Here is an 18,201-nt window from a genome sequence, read left to right on the forward strand (position 1 = left end):
TTGCGCATGCTGCTGATGGTGCTGGCCGCCGGGCTGCTGCCGCAGCCGGTCGCCGGGCCTCACGTCACGCAGCCCAGAGCGGAGATCACGGCCACGGTCCGCGCCGACGGCACGGTGGCCGTGGTCGAGGAGCACACGCTGACGTACCGGAGCCCGGGCAAAGGCGCGTACGTGGACATCCCGCGCGCTCCCGGCGTCGTGGTGGAGGACGTGTCGGTACGCGAGTCCGCGGCCTACGAGCAGGTGGCCCCGGCGGAGCCGGACTCCTCGGGACGCGCCGGGACCTACAGCGAGCGGGCGTGCGGGACCGACGGGCCGCACCGCGTGGTGTGGCACCTGGCCGCCACGCCCGGCAGCACCCGGACGTTCCGGCTCGGCTACACGCTGAAGAACGCGGTCACCGTGTTCGGCGGGCACGCCTTCCTGCACCTGCCGGTGCGCGGCGCCCACTGGCGGGGCGGCGTGGACCTGCTGGAGGTCACGGTCCGCCTGCCCGGACCGCCCGGGAGCGGCGGGCACCAGGCGTTCGGGCAGCCCGCGAGCAGGCTGGCCGCCGGGCCCGCCGGGCAGGTGACCAGGGCGAGCGCGCGGGCCGTGCCCGGCGCCCAGGCGCTCGCGCTCGACCTGGCCTTCCCGCCCGCCCGGCTCGACCTGCCGAGCACCGGCGGCAAGGTGCTGCGCGGCGAGGGCGACGGCTCGGCCACGCTGGCGGAGCTGCGCGCCGGGCGTCAGCCGGTGACCTCGGCCGGCGGCGCCGCCTGCGGCCCGGTCGGCACGGAGACCTACGACGGCACCTGGTGGGTGTTCGCCGGGATGGCGGTGCTGGTGACCGGCGTCCTGGTGATCGTCGAACGCCGCGCCCGCCGCCCGCTCAGCCGCCGGTCCGGTCCCGCGCGCGGCCGTGCCGGCCGTTCCTACAGCGACCACGGCTATCACGCGGGCCAGCCCGGCGGGACGCCGAGCCACAGCCCCGGTGAGGGCGGCGGCGGGGGCGGCGGCTCGTTCTGATCAGTCCCCGGCGGCCTCCCAGCAGTGCGTCCAGCGGCCGTCGCCCAGCTCGGTGCGCCCCGGCACCGTGGTCGAGCAGACTGGCAGCGCCACCGGGCAGCGAGGGTGGAAGCGGCACCCGCCGGGCGGGTCGGCGAGGCTGGGCGGCTCGCCGTGCCGCTGCCGCTCGCGCGGCGTCACCCGGTCCGGGTCCGGCGCCGACTCCAGCAGCAGCCGCGTGTACGGGTGCCGCGCCGCCTGGGTGAGCGCCTCGGCGGGCCCGCTCTCCACCAGCCGGCCCGCGTACATGACCGTGATGTCCTCGGCGAAGTAACGCGCGCTGGCGATGTCGTGCGTGATGTAGAGCAGTGCCAGCCCGCTCTCGTCGGCCAGCTTCTCCAGCAGCCGCAGCACGCCGAGCCGGATCGACACGTCGAGCATGGACACGGGCTCGTCCGCGATCAGCGCCACGGGCCGCACCGCCAGCGCGCGGGCGATCGCGACGCGCTGCCGCTGCCCGCCGGACAGCTCGTGCGGCAGCTTGTCCATGAACTGGTCGACGGGCGTCAGGCTGACGCGTTCGAGCAGCTCGGCGACCAGTTCCCGCTCGTGCGCGTCGGACTTGGCGTGGCCGTGCACGCGCAGCGGCCTGGCCAGGTGGTAGCGGACCCGGTGGAAGGGGTTCAGCGAGGCGAACGGGTCCTGGAAGATGAGCTGCACCTGCCGCCGGTAGGAGCGGAACGCCGCTCCCCGGTGCGCCCGCACGACCTCGCCGCGCAGCAGCACGTCGCCGGAGGTGGCCGGGTAGACCTGGGCGAGCAGCCGGGCGACCGTGCTCTTGCCGCAGCCGCTCTCGCCGACCAGCGCGCTCACCCGCCCGGCCCGCAGCGCCAGTGACACGTCCTCCACGGCCCGCACCGGCGGCCGCCGCCCCCACCGGCCGCGCGCGGCGGTGAAGTGCTTGGTGAGGTTGCGCCCTTCCAGGACGATCACGACGCCTCCCGTGCGGCAGTGTCAGCTCCGGCGCCCTCGTTGAGGCGGCAGGCCACCTCGCCGCCCGGCACCGGCAGCAGCGCCGGGCGCTCGTCGGCGCAGCCGTCGAAGGCGTGGCGGCAGCGTGGGTGGAAGGCGCACCCGGGCGGCGGCGAGCGCAGGTCGGGCGGGGTGCCGGGGATGCCGAGCAGCTCCTCGCGCGGCCCGCGCAGCCGGGGGAAGGACCGCAGCAGCCCCTCGGTGTACGGATGGCGGGGCGCGGTGCGCAGCGCCCTGGCGGTGCCGACCTCGACGACGCGGCCGGCGTACATGACGGCGATGCGGTCGGAGATCTCCATGAGCAGCGACAGGTCGTGGGTGATGAACACGACGGCGAACCCGTACTCCTCGCGCAGCGCGCCGATCTCGTGCAGGATGTCGCGCTGGACGACCACGTCGAGCGCGGTCGTCGGCTCGTCCATGATGATGATCTCGGGGTTGAGCGCGAGCGCGATGGCGATCGCGGCCCGCTGGCGCATGCCGCCGGACAGCTCGTGCGGGTAGCCGCGCAGCCGGTCGGCGTTGATGCCGACGCGCTGGAGCAGCTCGGCGGCCCGGGCGGCGCGGGCCTTGCGCGACAGGTCCGGCGCGTGGATGCGCAGCACGTCGTCGATCTGGGAGCCGATCGTGGCGACCGGGTTGAGGGAGTTCATGGCGCTCTGGAAGACGACGGCGAGCTCCTTCCAGCGGAAGGCGCGCAACTGTTTCGGCCCGAGCGCGAGCACGTCGGCCTCGGTGCCGTCGCGCCGCCGGTAGAGCACCGAGCCGGAGGTGATCGCGGCGGGCGGGCGCAGCAGCCGGGCGACGGCGTTGGCCAGCGTGGACTTGCCGCTGCCGCTCTCCCCCGCGAGCCCGAGGATCTCGCCGCGCCGCAGGTCGAGCGTCACGTCGGCGACCGCGTGCACGGCGCCCGTGGCCGACTGGTAGTCGACGCCGAGGCCGCGTACTTCCAGGACGTTCACGCCTTCACCTTCCCTTCACGCGCGGGCCTGCGGCGCGCGGGCTTTATGGTGCGCAGGCGCGGGTTGGCGATCTCGTCGATGCCGAAGTTGACCAGCGCCAGCCCGGTGCCGATGAGCGCGATGCACAGCCCAGGCGGGATGAACCACCACCACGCGCCGATGAGCAGCGCCTGGCCGTTCTGCGCGAAGTAGAGCATGCTGCCCCAGCTCACCGTGGACAGGTCGGCCAGGCCGAGGAACGACAGCCCGGCCTCGGCCAGGATCGCCGCGACGACCGTGGCCAGGAAGCTGGTGGCGATCACCGGGAGCAGCACGGGCAGGATCTCGAAGAACACCACCCGGAACGCCCCCTCGCCACCGGCCCTGGCCGCCTCCACGAAGTCGCGGCGGCGTACCGACAGGGTCTGGGCGCGCAGCACGCGCGCCCCCCACGCCCAGCCGGTGACGGCGATCACCACGGCGACGGAGGCGACGCCGCGCTGCGGCAGGTAGCCCGCCAGCACGATGATCAGCGGCAGCGCGGGCAGCACCAGGAAGATGTTGGTGAGCACGGACAGCACCTCGTCGACCGCGCCGCCGAAGTAGCCGCCGACGAGCCCGACGGCGACGGCGAGCACGGTGGCGATCACCGCCGAGAGCACGCCGACGCCGAGCGACACGCGGGCCCCGTAGACGAGCTGGACGAGCACGTCCTGCCCGGTCTGGGTGGTGCCGAGCCAGTGCGCCGCCGACGGCCCCTGGAGGCCGGCGTCGCTGGTGGCGGCCGGGTCGGCGTCGATGAGCAGCGGCCCGAGGATCGCGGCCAGCGCGAAGAAGGCGAGGATGCCCGCCCCGATCTTGATCTTCATTGCCTGGTCCTGGGGTCAAGGATCACGTACGCCAGATCGGCCAGGAAGTTGGCGACCAGCACGGCCAGCGAGATCACCAGGAAGATGCCCTGCATGAGCGGGAAGTCCTCGTTCTCCACGCCCTTGAGCAGCATCGACCCGATGCCCGGATAGGAGAAGACGATCTCGGTCAGCACCGAGCCGCCCACCACGAAGCCGAGCGACAGCGCGAAGCTGGTGATGTTGGGCAGGATCGCGTTGCGAGCCGCGTACGCCCACATGACCCGGCGCGACGTCAGCCCCTTGGCCTCGGCCATCACCACGTAGTCCTCGCCCAGCGTGGTCACCATGACGTTGCGCATGCCGAGGATGCGGTCGGCCATCGAGGCGAGCACGATCGTGATCGCGGGCAGCGCCGCGTGGTAGACGACGCTGCCGGCGAACTCCCCGGTCAGCCCCGGCACCACGTCCAGCGCGTACGCCCGGCTGACGGGGAACCACTCCAGCGTCACCCCGAAGACGAACACCAGCGCCAGCGCGACCCAGAAGTACGGCACCGCGTGCATGAACGTGGCCGCAGGCAGCACCCCGTCGAGCCAGGTGCCGCGCCGCCACGCCATGAGCACGCCGAGCGCGGTGCCGACCACGTAGCTGATCAGCGTGGCGACGCCGACCACCCCGATCGTCCACGGCAGGCTGTCGGCGATCACCGTGGACACCTCGGTGGGGAAGAACGTGATCGACCGGCCGAGCTCGCCCCGCGACAGGTTGCCCAGGTAGTCCACGTACTGCTGCCACAGGTTGGCGTCGCTGATGCCGAACGCGCGCTTCATCGCGTCGATCGCGGCCGGGTCCACGTTCCCCTTCAGCCGCGCCACGAGCAGGTCGACCGGGTCGCCCGGCATGAGGCGCGGGATGAGGAAGTTGAGCGTGACGGCGGCCCAGGCCGTGAGCAGGTAGAACCCGAGCCGCCTGGCGAGAAACCTCACGTGCCCGCCGGCTTCAGCCGCAGCAGCACCACGGCCGCGTCGGGTGAGGTGTAGGGCGACGGCATCGCGTACGGGTCCTGCTCGGTCGGCCAGCCGACGTACTTGTCGGTGCGGTACTGGGCCCAGCTCGGGCTGTAGAACAGCGGCAGCGTCGGCAGCTTCTCCACCATGATCCGGCCGAGCGCCTGGGTGGCCTTGTGGTGCTCGGCCTCGTCCTCGGTGGCGGCGTAGGCGTCGATCAGCCGGTCGGTCTCGGCGTCCTTCCATCGCTGGTAGTTGCCGGTGGCCGACTTGCCGACGGGCGTGGCCAGCTTGCCGTAGAGCATCGAGCGCATCTGGAAGTACGGCTCGGCCCCGGCCGGGGTGGCGCGGATCGACAGGTCGAAGGTGCCCTTGCCGACCTTCGACACCCAGTCCTGGAAGGCCACGCCCCGGGTCTCGACGGTGATGCCGACCTTGGCCAGGTCCTCGCGGATGAGCTGGGCGGCGTTGACCCAGTCGGTGAACGGCGACGGCACCAGCAGCTCGAACTTCAGCTCGCCCGGGTCGAAGCCCTTCAGCAGCTCCTTGGCCTCGGCCAGGTCGACGGTGAACGCGGCGTCCTTGTGCTCGGGCGGCAGGTACGCCTCGCCGCCGGGCATCGGGATGCCGGTCGGGTGCGCGACCTTGGTGTAGCCGCGCTCGGCCACCCGGACGATCTTCTCCCGGTCGATGGCCAGGCTGATGGCCTTGCGCACCTCGGGCTTGGACAGCACCGGGTGGGTCAGGTTGGGCAGCAGCGCGACGACGCCCTCGGCGGGGAAGAAGTACTTGTTCGTCTCCGGCTTGCCCTGCACGTAGATCTTCTCGATGTCGGGCACGAACGCGCCCGCCCAGTCGACCTCGCCCTGCCGCAGCGCCGTCTGCACGCCGTTGGCCGTGTAGGCGGGGAACTTCAGCACCGGCACCTCGGGCTTGCCGGGCTGCCAGTAGCCCGGGTTCTTCGCCATCTCGTACAGCTGGGCGTTGAACGACGACAGCGTGTACGGGCCGGTCCCGACGGGCTTGGGGTTGGTGAACGTGACCGGGTTCTGCTTCTCGAACACGTGCTTGGGCACGATGGGCGTGTTCCCGGCGATGTTGAACAGCTTGGCGTAGGAGGTGCCGGCGAAGTCGACGCGGACCTTGTCCGTCGCCAGCACCTCGGCGCCCTCCAGCTCCAGCGCGCTCTTGTTCAGCTCGGGGTGCTTCCTGATGATCTCGAACGTGTAGGCGACGTCCTCGGCGGTGAACGGCTTGCCGTCGCTCCACTTGACGCCCTGCCGCAGAGTGAACGTGAGCGACTTGCCGTCCTCGGACCACTCGTGCTTGAGCGCCAGCCAGGGGGTGACCTCGCCGGGTTTGAGCCGGTTGAAGAACTCCAGCGTCTCGTAGATCATCCCGCTGGTGCCGAAGTTGACGCCTTCGAGGTGGAACGGGTTGAAGTTCTCCTGGAACGTCCCCGAGTCGATGGCGTGGATGATCAGCGGGGGCGCGCTCGCCGTCCGCCCGGCCCCGGCGCCACCGCCGCCGGAGCATCCCGCCACCGCCAGGACCAGGGCCGCCACGGCCGCCAGGCTGCGTTTCATTGCGACGCCTTTCCGAAGTAGCTCGTCCGCAGGTTCCGCGACCCCTTCGGCGCGGCGAACGCCTGCGCCCGCCGGAACCCCGCCGGGGCGCCCCGCACGACCGTCAGCGCCCGGTAGTAGTCCACGTACGGGAATCCGTACGTCTCGCCCCTGGCGTAGGCGTAGCCGGTGATGGCCTGCGACCAGATCTCGTACGCCTCGTCGCTCAGCTCGACGAACACGTCCGGGGTGAAGCCGTCGGCGTCCTCCCAGTTGTCGGCGTAGTAGAGCTCGCCGGCCCAGTAGGCGGGCAGGTCGCGCGCCAGGGTCTTCAGGCCGCCGTAGAAGCGGGCGTCCTGGACGATGCGGTGGGTGCGGGCGTGGTCCTTGTGGATGGACTCGCCCCAGTGGGTGAGGATCACGTCCGGGCGCAGCTCCCTGATCAGGTCGCCGACGCGCATCTTGACGTCGTCGTCCTCGGGCAGCAGGCCGTCCTCGTAGTCGAGGAAGCGCACGCCCGCGCCGATCCGCCCGGCGAACGTCTCGGCCTCCTCGCGCTTCTGCTCGGCGTAGTCGGCGACGCTCATGCGCGGGTGGCCGCGCTCGCCGAGCGTCAGGTGCAGCAGCGTGGCGCGGTCGCCGCGCAGGACGTGCTGGGCGAGCACCGCGCCCGCCGTCAGGTCGAGGTCACCCGCGTGGGCGCCGATGGCCAGGACGTGGGTCATGCCGGCCGCCTCATCACGTGGAACCGCCTGGTGATCTCGTAGCCCGCCTTGGTGTAGAGGTGACCGGCCGGGCTGGTCTCGCCGGTCCACAGGAACCACGACGAGTGCAGCCCTTCGGCGCGCATCCTGGTCATGGTGAGATGGAGGAGGATCTTGCCAAGGCCGGTGCCGCGCTGCGCCGGGTCGACCCCGAACGGGCCGAACCTCTCGGGGATGCCCCGGTAGGCCCCGTACAGCGCGAACCCGACGACGCCGCCCTTTCTCGCGATGACCATGCGGTCGGGGTTCGCGTGGCGCCTGATCGCCTCGCCCCAGTCCGGGTTGAACTCCTCGGCCGCGAACCTGATCAGCTCCGGCAGATCCCCGTCCACCGGGGACCGGAACGCGTACCCCTCGGCCTCACGGGCGGCCCGCAGCTCGCCCGCCTCGTCCGGCGCCACGTAGCCGACGAGCGTCCGGTCCATCGCGACCGGCGAGTACAGCGTCTCGAACCCCAGCGCGCCCAGCAGCCGGAACCCGTCGGGGTAGAGCTCCGGGTCGGCGCCCGGAAGCACGTAGCCGGGCGTGTAGGAGGCGAAGTCCACCGTCCTGCCGTCGAGGAAGCCCAGCGCCTCCTCCATCAGCCTCCGGCCCAGCCCCCGGCCCCGGTGCTCGGGCGCGACGAAGAAGAACGGGATCCATCCCATGCCGGGCTCCAGGTCCGTGCCCGGCGCGAGCGGCGTCCGCCTGCGCACCCCGTACGCGCAGCCGACGACGCGGCCGTCCGCCACGGCCACCCGCAGGCCGCCGGGGTCGAAGTTCGGGTCGAGCAGCACGCAGTCGCGCAGCCACCCGGCGGTCGTGGGGTCGCCTGGCATGCTCCGGTTCCAGGCGTCGACGAGGGAGCCCTCGTCCCCCGCGGCGAACGCTCGGACAGTGACCATCGGCCGGTCCTTTCACCTGGGCTTCGCGGCCAGCTTTCCGAGTGTTAACCCCCGTGGTCAATGATTTTCGGGCAGAAATTTTCCTGCTTTATGACCCTATTGAAACTTTCCTTCGTGTCCGGTAAGTATGGAATGTTGCGCATTCCGGCCCCCGCCGAATCCCCGCGCGCACGGAGTCCGGACCAGCGCGTACGGGCTCCGCTGCCATGATCGCGGATCAGACCGACGTCGGCAGCGGCCCCCCGTGGTAGGCCACGGCGTCGCCGAGGGCGGCGAGCAGGCCCATCTCCGCGCCCTCGGCGTCCGCGTACGCCCGGTGCAGGTTGAGCACCAGCCGCTCCGCGTCCGCCCACCCCGCGAACTCGCCCAGGTCGGCCTCCCGGGCGGCGGCCAGCGGCGGGAGCCCCCGGGCCCGCCCCGCCCGCGCGACGTCCAGCACGAACCGGTAGTAGCGCTCGTGCGCCGCCAGCACCCCAGGCAGCCCGGCCGCGTCGGTCAGCGGCCCGTGCCCCGGCACGACCCGCTCGGCGCCGAACGCCGCCAGCCAGTCGAGCGACCGGAGCGCCCCCTCCAGCGACCCCATGAACACCAGCGGCGTCAGCCCGTGGAAGAGCAGGTCGCCGCTGAACAGCACCCGCTCCTCCGGCAGCCACGCCACCACGTCCCCAGGCGTGTGCGCGGCGTAACCGGGATGCCGGAACTCCACCCGCCGCGCGCCCGTGTAGACGGCCACCTCGTCGCGGAACACCACGGAGGGCAGCCGGCGCGTCACGTTCCCCCAGTCGGGCACCGGCTCCCACACGGGCGGGCAGCCGTCGATGATCGGATCGACGAGCAGCGCCGCCCGCATCGCCTCATGCCCGAAGATCACGGTCTCGGCGGGCAGCACGCTGTTGCCGTACGCGTGGTCGCCGTGCTGGTGGGTGTTGACCGCGACCCGCACCGGCGCGCCGCCGGTCGCCTCGGCCAGCGCGCCGAGGAAGCGCCGGGCGCGCCGCTCGGTCGCGCAGGTGTCGACGACCACGAGGCCGTCGTCGCCGGCCACGGCCCCGGCGTTGTTGAGCCACCAGGTGCCGTCCGGCTGCACCCACGCGTGGACGCCGGGCCCGATCTCGTGCAGCGACCCCATGTCCGCCTCTCCCTCCGCCTCCGCTTCGGGTCATCCGGGATACGGAAAAGCCCGCCACCGTGATGACCACGATGACGGGCTGGGAAACGTGCTGAGGGGTGGAGCTATGGGGATTCGAACCCCAGACCTCCTCCATGCCATGGAGGCGCGCTACCAACTGCGCCATAGCCCCTGGTCACCGCGCGGAGTGTGCTCTTTGCGGCGCTCGGAGAGCATATAGCCATCCGCGGGATTCGCATAATCGCGGCTGCCCGCGCTGCCCACGCCGTCTGGGGGCACGCCGAAGACCGCCGGCGCCGTCACGCCGGCGGACCGCGTCAGCGCCGGCCCTCCGCGTCGGGACTGTCGTCGCTGCTGATCGGCTCGGGCAGCGTGCCCGCGTTGTGCTCGAGCAGCCGCCAGCCCCGGCGGCCCTCCTCCAGCACCGACCACGAGCAGTTGCCGAGCCCGCCGATGGCCGACCACAACTCCTGCGGCAACCCCAGCAGCTCGCAGATGCCCAGCCGCAGCGCCGCGCCGTGCGAGGCGACGACGAGCAGGCCGTCGTCGTCGAGCTTGGCGGCCCAGCGGCGCATCGCGGCGCCCACCCGGGCGGCGACGTCCGGCACGGCCTCGCCGTCGGGCGCCTCCCAGTTGACGTACTCCTGAGGCCAGCGGGCGGCGATCTCCTCGCGGGTCAGGCCCTCCCACTGACCGCCGCCGCGCTCGCGGAAGTCCTTGTCGACGCCGACCTCCAGGCCGACGATCCGGCCCAGGGCGAGGGCCGTCTCGTTGGCCCGTTGAAGGTCGGAGGAGACGATGAGGGTGGGCCGGAGCGAGGCGAGCAGCGAGGCCGCCCGGGCCGCCTGGGCGATCCCGGTCTCGTCGAGCGGGATGTCGGAATGGCCCTGGAAGCGGTGCTCGACGTTCCACAGGGTCTGCCCGTGCCTGAGGCAGACGATGCGCTTGCTCAAGTGCGGGCCCTCTGGATGTTGGCCTGCATCACGCTCTCCGGCAGGCCGATGGCCGGGCAGTCCTTCCACAGCCGCTCCAGGGCGTAGAAGGTGCGGTCCTCCTCGTGCTGGACGTGCACGACGATGTCGATGTAGTCGAGGAGCACCCAGCGGCCTTCGCGCTCGCCCTCGCGGCGGACGGGCTTGGCGTCGGCCTCGGTGCGCAGCTTGTCTTCGATCTCGTCGACGATGGCGCGGACCTGGCGATCGTTCGTGGCGGAGCAGAGCAGGAAGGCGTCGGTGATGACGAGCTGCTCGCTGACGTCGTAGGCGAGGATGTCGTCGGCCAGCTTGTCGGCGGCCGCCTCGGCGGCGATCTGCACGAGCTGGACGGCTCTGTCGGATGCTGTCACGATGCGGGTCGGTCCTCCTGTGTCGGCAACATGCCCTTATGTTGAGGGTACCCTTTTCAGCCGCCCCGCCTCACGCTGGTCTTCGCGGCTCACCGCCAGCCAGGTGGAGGTCACCTCCGAAACTCCACGCGGCCACACTTCCCGTCTCGAAGACGAACTCCGCCCCCACACACCGGTCGGGGTCCTCGACATCGGATTCCTCGACCACGCGCACAAGCCGCTCCCCGACATGCCGCACGAAGGGAACCGCCGCGGAGGCGGGGACGATGTCGACGCGACTACCGAGCTCCGGCATCGTGTAGCTCTCTCCCGGTTCGCCCGGCGTGATGCGGAACGTCCAGTCAGCTGCGACACGGACCACGACGGTCACCGTCTCCAGGCGGAGCCATAGGTGCAGGAGTTCGGAAGCATCGGCCCCGTGGGTGAACAGGGCCGCGGTGACCGCCATCAGGCGCTGATGCGCCAGGCTTGGAAGATCCACCGCTCCATCATCCCCGCGCTGGCCCAGCACGGCTCCGGCGACGTGAGGACCAGCAACCTTCGCCCCTCGCAGATCTGGGTCCGGGACCGGGTCGTCGTCGGGCACTCGCCGCGCGTCGGCATCCGGCTGCCCGCCCTGGAGACGAAGCGGATCACGCCGCTGGACGTGCGGACCGTCATGGCGCTCGCGGACGCTGTTCCCGACCGTGCGATGGCTCATCGGTGTCCTGGGCGGCCCGGCACCGGGCGGCAAGGAACCGGGCCGCACGTCTGCCGCCACACCTACGCCGCGGCCCTCATCCGGTACGGCGAAGGCGTCAAGACCGTTCAGCACCTGCTGGGCCACAGTTCGGCCGTGACGACGCTGAACATCTACGCGCACCTGTGGCCAGACGCAGATGATCAAGCCAGGGCCGCTGCCTGCGCCGATGTGCCCATCCCAATGGACTGCCGATGAAAGCCCTAGTCAGTCCTCTGCCCGCGAGTAGAGCCCGCGTTTGTTGATGTACTGCACGATGCCGTCCGGCACGAGATACCAGATGGGCTCGCCCTTCTCGACCCGCTGCCGGCACTCCGACGACGAGATCGCCAGGGCCGGGATCTCCAGCAGCGTCACGCGCCCCTCGGGCAGCCCGGGGTCGTGCAGCGTGTGCCCGGGCCGGGTGCAGCCGACGAAATGCGCCAGGTCGAACAGCTCCTCGGCGTCCTGCCAGCCGAGGATGGCGCCGAGGGCGTCGGCCCCGGTGATGAAGTACAGCTCCACCCCGGACCCGTAGACCCGGGAGATGTCCCGCAAGGTGTCGATGGTGAACGTCGGTCCCGGCCGGTCCACGTCCACCCGGCTGACGGAGAAGCGCGGGTTCGACGCCGTCGCGATGACCGTCATCAGATAGCGGTCCTCGGGCGCGGACACTTCCCGCTCCGACTTCTGGTACGGCCTGCCCGTGGGCACGAACACGACCTCGTCGAGATTGAAATGGTGAGCGACCTCGCTGGCCGCGACCAGGTGACCGTGGTGAATGGGGTCGAACGTACCGCCCATAACACCCACGCGTCGCTTCCCCTGGACACCAGGCGCGTTCATCATGAAACGGACCTTACGCGGACTCTCTCCCCAACATGCGGGCACCCCCCTCGATGATGACCGCGCATCACACCGGTTGCGGACGTAGCATGCCGGGCATGACGACCACCCCGGACCGCAGCCGCGTCCAACTGCCCGGCATCTCTTCCCGTGCCTACGAACACCCCGCAGACCGGTCGGCTCTGGTCGCTCTGCGCAAGTTGAGCGGGTTCGACACGGTGCTCAAGCAGATGTCCGGCCTCGTAAGCGAGCGGCGTCTCCGCCTGATGTATCTCGCCTCCGCCGTGCGCGTGAGCGAGACCCAGTTCCGCTCCCTCTACGACATGGGCCGCGACGCCGCCTACACGCTCGACCTGCACCGCATCCCGGAGATCTACGTCCAGCAGGATCCGCAGGTCCAGGCCAAGGCCATCGGCTTCGACGACCCGTTCATCGTCGTGACCACCGGCCTGCTCAACCTCATGAACGAGGAGGAGCAGCGCTTCGTCATCGGCCACGAGACCTCCCACATCCTGTCGGGCCACGCGGTCTACCGCACCATGCTCGACATCCTCACCCGCCTCGCCGCCCGCGTCGCCTGGATCCCGCTCGGCTACATCGGCCTGCGCGCGATCGTGGCCGGCCTGGAGGAGTGGTACCGCAAGTCCGAGCTCTCCTCCGACCGCGGCGGCCTGCTCACCAGCCAGAACCCCGAGGCCGCCAAGCGCGCGCTGATGAAGCTCGCCGGCGGCGACTACACGCACGAGATGAACATCGAGGCGTTCCTGGAGCAGTACGCCGAGTACGACACCGCCGGCGACCTGCGCGACGGCTTCCTCAAGGTGCTCAACCTGCTCGGCACCACCCACCCGTTCGCCGTGGTGCGCGTGGCCGAGCTCGACAAGTGGCAGCGCAGCGGCGAGTACGACCGCATCATCGGCGGCGACTACCCGCGCCGCGAGGACGACCCCAACGCGCGCGTCACCGAGGAGATGAAGGCCGCCGCCGAGTCCTACCGCCGCTCCTGGTCGGAGTCCCAGGACCCGTTCATCGGCGTCCTGCGCGACGTGGCCGAGGGCGCCGTCAACGCCGGCGAGCGCATCTTCAACCGCTTCGCGCGCCGCGACGGCGGCCAGGGCTGACCCGCCGCCCGGCTCACCGTCCGTCACGCACGAACACCTGCGTTCTCACCGCGCGGTCTTTCAGCGGCGGTCTCACAGCAGCAGGGCGATCGCGCGCACGGCAGCCGCGCACAGGGCGACGAAACCGCCCAGCACGGCCAGTGCGCGCAGCCCTTCCCTGCGCAGCTCAGGCAGCCGGGCGCCGATCCGCTCGATCTCCCGCCCGGTGATGCCACCGCACAACATCCCGAACACCACGCCCGCCGCGGTCACCGGCGCGGGCTGCTGCCACCAGGTGGAGTCGATCTCGCCGCCCCCGGTGATCCACAGCGCACCGCCCGCCGCCACGGCCGCGGGCACCCCGGGCCAGACCGCCGCCGTCGTCGCCGCCCCCGTCAGCGCGAACGGGAACAGCAGCACCCGCAGCGTCACCCGCACCCGCCGTGAGGCGCGTTTCCTGACCATCCAGTGGCTCATCCAGCACGTCCTGATCAGCACCACGAACACGGCGGTGATGCCGACGCAGGCGATCGGCCACATCACCGACGCCACCACGCACGGCACGGCCAGCACCGCGAGCAGCAGCAGCGCGGTGTTGCCCGCCGGCAGCGTGGTGGCCGCCGTCTCGGACCTGAGCCGTCCGCCGCCCGCCTGCGCCCTGCCGCGCGAGCGGGCCGCCTTCACGCCGTCGCCGGCCCGGCTCCGGACCGCTGCCACCTTCCCGTCGTCGGCCCGGCTCCGCACCACGGCGCTCTTCCCGTCGCCGCCCCGGCTCCGCACCGCCGCCGCAGGCCCCTCCGCACCCCGCCCCCGAGGAACGGCCGCCTCCCCGGCCCGCCCCCGGGGAACCGCCGCGTCACCCGCCCTGTTGCGAGGAACGGCCGCGTCACCCGCCCTGTTGCGGGGAACGGGCGTGTCCCCGGCCCGGCCGCGCGGCGCGGGCACCTCCCCGCCCCTGCGCGTCCCCGTGCCCTCCTGGGCCCGGCTCCGCGGCACCGGTGTGTCGCCGGTGCCGCCGCGGGGCGCGGCGGCGTCTCCCGACCGGCCACGGGGGCCGTCCCCGGAGGCGCTGCGGGGGACGGGGGTGTCGCCCGCGCGGTTGCGGGGCGCGGGCGTCTTGCCCTCCAGCCCCGGACGGCCGCGCCCGCCCTTCCCGTCCACGCCCGTACGCCGGGGCGCGGGCACCTTGCCCTCCGTCCGCGCCGCGGCGGCCTCGTCGTTCGTCCGCCCCCGCGACGACCCGTCCTCACCCGTACGGGCGCGGGCGGCGGCCCCCTTGGCCTCGTCCCCGGCGGCCCGGACGTCAGGATCGGCCCCGGTGGCCTTGGCCAGCCGCGCCAGCCGGTCTGCCAGCAGCGCCGCCGTGGGCCGCTTGCCGGGCTCCCGGTTGAGCGCGGCCCGCACCAGCGGCAGCAGCGCCACGGGCACGCCCTTGAGGTCGGCCTGCCCGTTGAGGACCGCGTACATCTGCGCCTCGGCCGTCCCCCGCCCGAACGTCGGCCGCCCGGTCGCCGCGAACGCCACCGTCGCCGCCCAGGCGTGCACGTCGGCGGGCGAGTCGACCTGCTCGTCGGCGAAGATCTCCGGCGCGGTGTAGCCGGGCGTGCCGAGGAACGTGCCGGTCATCGTGAGCCGGGTCGCGTCGAGCACCTGCGCGATGCCGAAGTCGATGAGCACTGGCCCGTCGGCGCCCATGATGATGTTGCCGGGCTTGAGGTCGCGGTGGACCACCCCGGCCGCGTGGATGATGGCCAGCGCCGCCGCGATGCCCTGCGCGAGCTGCATGAGCCGGGGCAGGTCCAGCGGCCCTTCCTGGCGCACCAGGTCGAGCAGCGTCGAGCCGTCGATGTGCTCCATGACCAGGTAGGGCCTGGCACACGCGAGATCGGCGTCGAGGACGGTGGCCACGTACGGGCTCTCGACGCGGCGCAGCGCGCGCACCTCGCGTTCGAGCCTGACGCGGGAGGAGTCGTCCTGGTTGAGGTCGTGCAGCACCTTCAGCGCGACGCGCTCGCCGCGGCGTGCGCTGGCGAGGTAGACCTCGCCCATGCCGCCCCGGCCAAGCCGCTCGAGGAGGGTGTATGGCCCGACCTTGCCGAGCTTGCTCACCGTCCCTCCCCGCTCGGCGCGCCCATAAGGGATACAACCCTAGCGCCGAGGCCAGGAGGAAGGGCCGCGGCGCGCCGGAGCGCGCGCAGGTTTATCGCGACGATTGCTCGGACAGCAGGCTGTCGAGGCCGGCCGTGGGCTGCTGCGCGGGCGGGACGCGGCGCGTGCGCCGCCAGCGGACGTGCCCGTGCCTCTCCAGCCAGAGCATCAGCCGGTCGGCGCCGAACAGCACGGCCGCCGCGGAGCCCAGGGCGATGACGATCTCCATGGGCCCCAGTCAACGCGGCGCGCGCGGGGCGTCAGCGGCCGACACACCGCCCGCTACCGGATCCGGTCAGCATCCTGGTCCGGGGATTACCGTGCCCTCGGCGGTGCGCAGGTGGCCCTCGCCGGTGTAGACCCACTTGGTGGAGGTGAGCTCGGGCAGCCCCATCGGGCCGCGTGCGTGCAGCTTCTGGGTGGAGATGCCGATCTCCGCGCCGAACCCGAACTCGCCGCCGTCGGTGAACCGGGTGGAGGCGTTGACGGCGACGGCGGCCGAGTCGACCAGCGACACGAACCGGCGGGCGGCGCCCTGCGAGCGGGTCACGATGGCGTCGGTGTGGCCGGAGCCGTAGCGCCTGATGTGGGCCACGGCCTCCTCCAGCGAGCCGACGACGGCGGCGGCGATGTCGAGCGAGAGGTATTCGGCGCGGTAGTCGTCCTCGGTCGCGGGCACCACCTCGCCATAACCGGCGATCCGGTCGTCGCCGTGCACGGTCACGCCGACGTCCGCGAGCGCGGCCAGCGCCTTGGGCACGAACGCGTCGGCCACGTCGGCGTGCACCAGGAACGTCTCGGCGGCGTTGCACACCGAGGGCCGCTGCGCCTTGGCGTTGACCAGGATCTGCACGGCCAGGTCGACGTCGGCCTCGGCGTCGACGTACACGTGGCAGTTGCCGACGCCGGTCTCGATCACCGGCACCGTCGACTCCTCGACCACCGAGTCGATCAGCGACGCGCCGCCGCGCGGGATGAGCACGTCGACCAGCCCGCGGGCGCGCATCAGCTCCTTGACCGAGTCGCGCGTCTGCCCCGGCACGAGCTGAACCGCGCCCGCCGGGACGTCGGTGCCGGCCAGCGCCTCCTGCATGACCTCGACCAGCGCCGTGTTGGAGGAGTAGGCGCTGGAGGACCCGCGCAGCAGCACCGCGTTGCCGCTCTTGAGGCAGAGCGCGGCGGCGTCGACGGTGACGTTGGGGCGGCCCTCGTAGATGATGCCGATGACGCCGAGCGGCACGCGGAGCTGGCGCAGCTCCAGCCCGTTGGGCAGGGTCGAGCCGCGGACGACCTCGCCCACCGGGTCGGGCAGGTCGGCCACCTGGCGCACCGCCTCGGCGATCGCGCCGATGCGGGCCTCGTCGAGCCGCAGCCGGTCGATCATGGCCTCGGAGATGCCCTGCTCCCTGGCCCGCTCGACGTCGGCGGCGTTGGCCTCGACGAGCTCGGCGGCGTGCGCGACCAGGGCGTCGGCGACGGCACGCAGCGCCCGGTCCTTCGGCGCCCGCGGCAGCGGGGCCAGCTCGGCGGCGGCCTCACGTGCCGCGCGGGCGACCTTCAGGAACTCTTCGGACATCGCGTGCTCCTCATCAGGGCGTCAGCTGTGGGTCTCCAGTATGACGATGTCGTCGCGGTGGATCAGCTCGCGTTCATATTCCGGACCGAGCTCGCTGGCCAGGTCACGGGTGGAGCGGCCGAGCAGCCCGGGGATCTCGCCGGCGTCGAAGTTGACCAGCCCGCGCGCCACCACCCGGCCGCGCGGCGCGCACAGGTCGACGGGGTCGCCGGCGGCGAACTCGCCCTCGACCGAGGTGACCCCGGCCGGCAGCAGCGACTTGCGCCGCGACACGACCGCCTCGACGGCGCCGTCGTCGAGGTGCAGCCGGCCGCGCCCGGTGGTGGCGTGCGCCAGCCACAGCAGCCGGGTGCCGGGGTGGCGGCCGCCGGGGTGGAAGTAGGTGCCGACGTCGGCCCCGGCCAGCGCGTGGGCGGCGTGGGCGGCGGCGGTGAGCACCACGGGCACGCCCGCGCCGGTGGCGATCCTGGCCGCCTGCACCTTGGTGACCATGCCGCCGGTGCCGACCGAGCCGCCCTTGCCCAGCTCGACGCCCGCCAGGTCCTCGGGGCCGTGGATCTCCGCCAGCCTCCGCGACCCGCTGCGGCTGGGCGGCCCGTCGTACAGCGCGTCGACGTCGGAGAGCAGGACGAGCGCGTCGGCGCGCGTGAGATGGGTGACGAGCGCAGCCAGCCGGTCGTTGTCGCCGAACCGGATCTCGTCGGTGGCGACGGTGTCGTTCTCGTTGACGATCGGCACGATGCCGAGCTCCAGCAGCCGGTCGAGCGTGCGCCGGGCGTTGGCGTGGTGGGCGCGGCGCATCATGTCGTCGGCGGTCAGCAGCACCTGGCCGACGCGCAGGCCGTAGCGGGCGAAGGAGGAGGTGTAGCGGGCGACCAGCACGCCCTGGCCGACGGAGGCGGCGGCCTGCTGGGTGGCGAGGTCACGCGGTCGCGCGGCCAGCCCGAGCGGGCCGAGCCCGGCGGCGATGGCGCCGGAGGAGACGAGCACGATCTGCGTCCCGATGCCGCGCCTGGCGGCCAGCACGTCGACGAGCGCGTCGACCCGGTCCACGTCGATCATGCCCTGGGAGGTGGTGAGCGACGACGAGCCGACCTTGACGACGACCCGCGACGCGGAGCTGATCCGTTCCCGCACGCTCAAACCCTATCCGAGCCCGCCCCTCCCCCATCCCGGGCACAGCGCGGGGACAGCGCGGGCACTGGGCGGGGACGGGCGCGCGGAGACGGGCGCGCGGCCCGTACGGAGACGCCCCCTCGGAAGGGACAGCACCTCTCCCGAAGGGACCATGCTCCTCACGAGGGGGCG

The 18,201-nt window shown here is 72.5% G+C and carries 19 protein-coding genes and 1 tRNA gene; 3 read left to right on the forward strand and 17 right to left on the reverse strand.

The features are described from left to right. Positions 1-6: 6 nt before the first annotated feature. Positions 7-1,008 carry a DUF2207 domain-containing protein gene (locus tag KME80_RS18475; protein ID WP_219506848.1) on the forward strand — a complete coding sequence of 334 codons (1,002 nt, stop codon included), beginning with the start codon at positions 7-9 and terminating at the stop codon, positions 1,006-1,008. On the opposite strand, the gene KME80_RS18480 is transcribed toward KME80_RS18475, so the two are convergent. The 12 genes from KME80_RS18480 to KME80_RS18535 form a co-directional block, all read right to left on the reverse strand. Further along, entirely contained in the window at positions 1,009-1,980 is a 972-nt protein-coding gene (locus KME80_RS18480) for an ABC transporter ATP-binding protein (protein ID WP_308125819.1), read from the reverse strand. Then, entirely contained in the window at positions 1,977-2,981 is a 1,005-nt protein-coding gene (locus KME80_RS18485; RefSeq protein WP_219506849.1) for an ABC transporter ATP-binding protein, read from the reverse strand. Before KME80_RS18485 ends, KME80_RS18480 begins: the two co-directional genes overlap by 4 nt. After that, positions 2,978-3,829: an ABC transporter permease gene (locus tag KME80_RS18490; RefSeq protein ID WP_219506850.1), complete on the reverse strand. Its 852-nt coding sequence runs from the start codon at positions 3,827-3,829 to the stop codon at positions 2,978-2,980. The genes KME80_RS18485 and KME80_RS18490 overlap by 4 nt, the downstream gene beginning before the upstream one ends. After that, on the reverse strand, positions 3,826-4,797 hold the full coding sequence (locus KME80_RS18495) for an ABC transporter permease (protein ID WP_308125820.1): 972 nt from the start codon (positions 4,795-4,797) through the stop codon (positions 3,826-3,828). The genes KME80_RS18490 and KME80_RS18495 overlap by 4 nt, the downstream gene beginning before the upstream one ends. Further along, positions 4,794-6,404: an ABC transporter substrate-binding protein gene (locus KME80_RS18500; protein WP_219506851.1), complete on the reverse strand. Its 1,611-nt coding sequence runs from the start codon at positions 6,402-6,404 to the stop codon at positions 4,794-4,796. Before KME80_RS18500 ends, KME80_RS18495 begins: the two co-directional genes overlap by 4 nt. Beyond that, complete coding sequence (locus KME80_RS18505) at positions 6,401-7,108, reverse strand: PIG-L deacetylase family protein (RefSeq protein ID WP_219506852.1); 708 nt, start codon at positions 7,106-7,108, stop codon at positions 6,401-6,403. The genes KME80_RS18500 and KME80_RS18505 overlap by 4 nt, the downstream gene beginning before the upstream one ends. Beyond that, positions 7,105-8,031 carry a GNAT family N-acetyltransferase gene (locus tag KME80_RS18510; protein ID WP_219506854.1) on the reverse strand — a complete coding sequence of 309 codons (927 nt, stop codon included), beginning with the start codon at positions 8,029-8,031 and terminating at the stop codon, positions 7,105-7,107. The genes KME80_RS18505 and KME80_RS18510 overlap by 4 nt, the downstream gene beginning before the upstream one ends. Before the next feature lie 217 nt (positions 8,032-8,248). Continuing rightward, on the reverse strand, positions 8,249-9,160 hold the full coding sequence (locus tag KME80_RS18515; RefSeq protein ID WP_219506856.1) for an MBL fold metallo-hydrolase: 912 nt from the start codon (positions 9,158-9,160) through the stop codon (positions 8,249-8,251). A 99-nt stretch (positions 9,161-9,259) separates the two neighbouring features. Then, positions 9,260-9,332 (reverse strand) — tRNA-Ala (locus KME80_RS18520). Positions 9,333-9,477: 145 nt separating this feature from the next. Next, positions 9,478-10,113: a histidine phosphatase family protein gene (locus KME80_RS18525; RefSeq protein ID WP_219506858.1), complete on the reverse strand. Its 636-nt coding sequence runs from the start codon at positions 10,111-10,113 to the stop codon at positions 9,478-9,480. Continuing rightward, positions 10,110-10,505, reverse strand: coding sequence for a ribosome silencing factor (rsfS, locus tag KME80_RS18530; protein WP_219506860.1), 396 nt, complete (start codon positions 10,503-10,505; stop codon positions 10,110-10,112). The genes KME80_RS18525 and rsfS overlap by 4 nt, the downstream gene beginning before the upstream one ends. Positions 10,506-10,575: 70 nt before the next feature. Further along, positions 10,576-10,875, reverse strand: coding sequence for a hypothetical protein (locus tag KME80_RS18535; RefSeq protein WP_246645168.1), 300 nt, complete (start codon positions 10,873-10,875; stop codon positions 10,576-10,578). A gap of 21 nt (positions 10,876-10,896) precedes the next feature. Here KME80_RS18535 and KME80_RS52755 point away from each other — a divergent pair, with 21 nt between their 5' ends. After that, positions 10,897-11,442: a tyrosine-type recombinase/integrase gene (locus tag KME80_RS52755; protein WP_308125821.1), complete on the forward strand. Its 546-nt coding sequence runs from the start codon at positions 10,897-10,899 to the stop codon at positions 11,440-11,442. 9 nt (positions 11,443-11,451) lie between these two features. Here the strand turns inward: KME80_RS52755 and nadD are convergent, their stop codons facing one another. Then, entirely contained in the window at positions 11,452-12,072 is a 621-nt protein-coding gene (nadD, locus tag KME80_RS18545; RefSeq protein WP_219506863.1) for a nicotinate-nucleotide adenylyltransferase, read from the reverse strand. Positions 12,073-12,167: 95 nt separating this feature from the next. Between nadD and KME80_RS18550 the strand changes: the two genes are divergently transcribed. Continuing rightward, positions 12,168-13,190 carry a M48 family metallopeptidase gene (locus tag KME80_RS18550; protein ID WP_219506865.1) on the forward strand — a complete coding sequence of 341 codons (1,023 nt, stop codon included), beginning with the start codon at positions 12,168-12,170 and terminating at the stop codon, positions 13,188-13,190. Positions 13,191-13,262: 72 nt separating this feature from the next. Here KME80_RS18550 and KME80_RS18555 read toward each other — a convergent pair whose 3' ends face one another. The 4 genes from KME80_RS18555 to proB form a co-directional block, all read right to left on the reverse strand. Next, a complete protein-coding gene (locus tag KME80_RS18555; protein ID WP_219506867.1) occupies positions 13,263-15,278 on the reverse strand; it encodes a serine/threonine protein kinase in 2,016 nt (671 codons plus the stop codon). Positions 15,279-15,369: 91 nt separating this feature from the next. Continuing rightward, complete coding sequence (locus KME80_RS18560) at positions 15,370-15,546, reverse strand: hypothetical protein (RefSeq protein ID WP_219506869.1); 177 nt, start codon at positions 15,544-15,546, stop codon at positions 15,370-15,372. Positions 15,547-15,612: 66 nt separating this feature from the next. Further along, entirely contained in the window at positions 15,613-16,893 is a 1,281-nt protein-coding gene (locus KME80_RS18565; protein ID WP_219506871.1) for a glutamate-5-semialdehyde dehydrogenase, read from the reverse strand. Positions 16,894-16,914: 21 nt separating this feature from the next. Further along, complete coding sequence (gene proB / locus KME80_RS18570) at positions 16,915-18,030, reverse strand: glutamate 5-kinase (protein ID WP_219506873.1); 1,116 nt, start codon at positions 18,028-18,030, stop codon at positions 16,915-16,917. Between the last annotated feature and the right edge of the window lie 171 nt (positions 18,031-18,201).

It is taken from the genome of Nonomuraea ceibae, from assembly GCF_019396325.1.
GTDB lineage: Bacteria > Actinomycetota > Actinomycetes > Streptosporangiales > Streptosporangiaceae > Nonomuraea > Nonomuraea ceibae.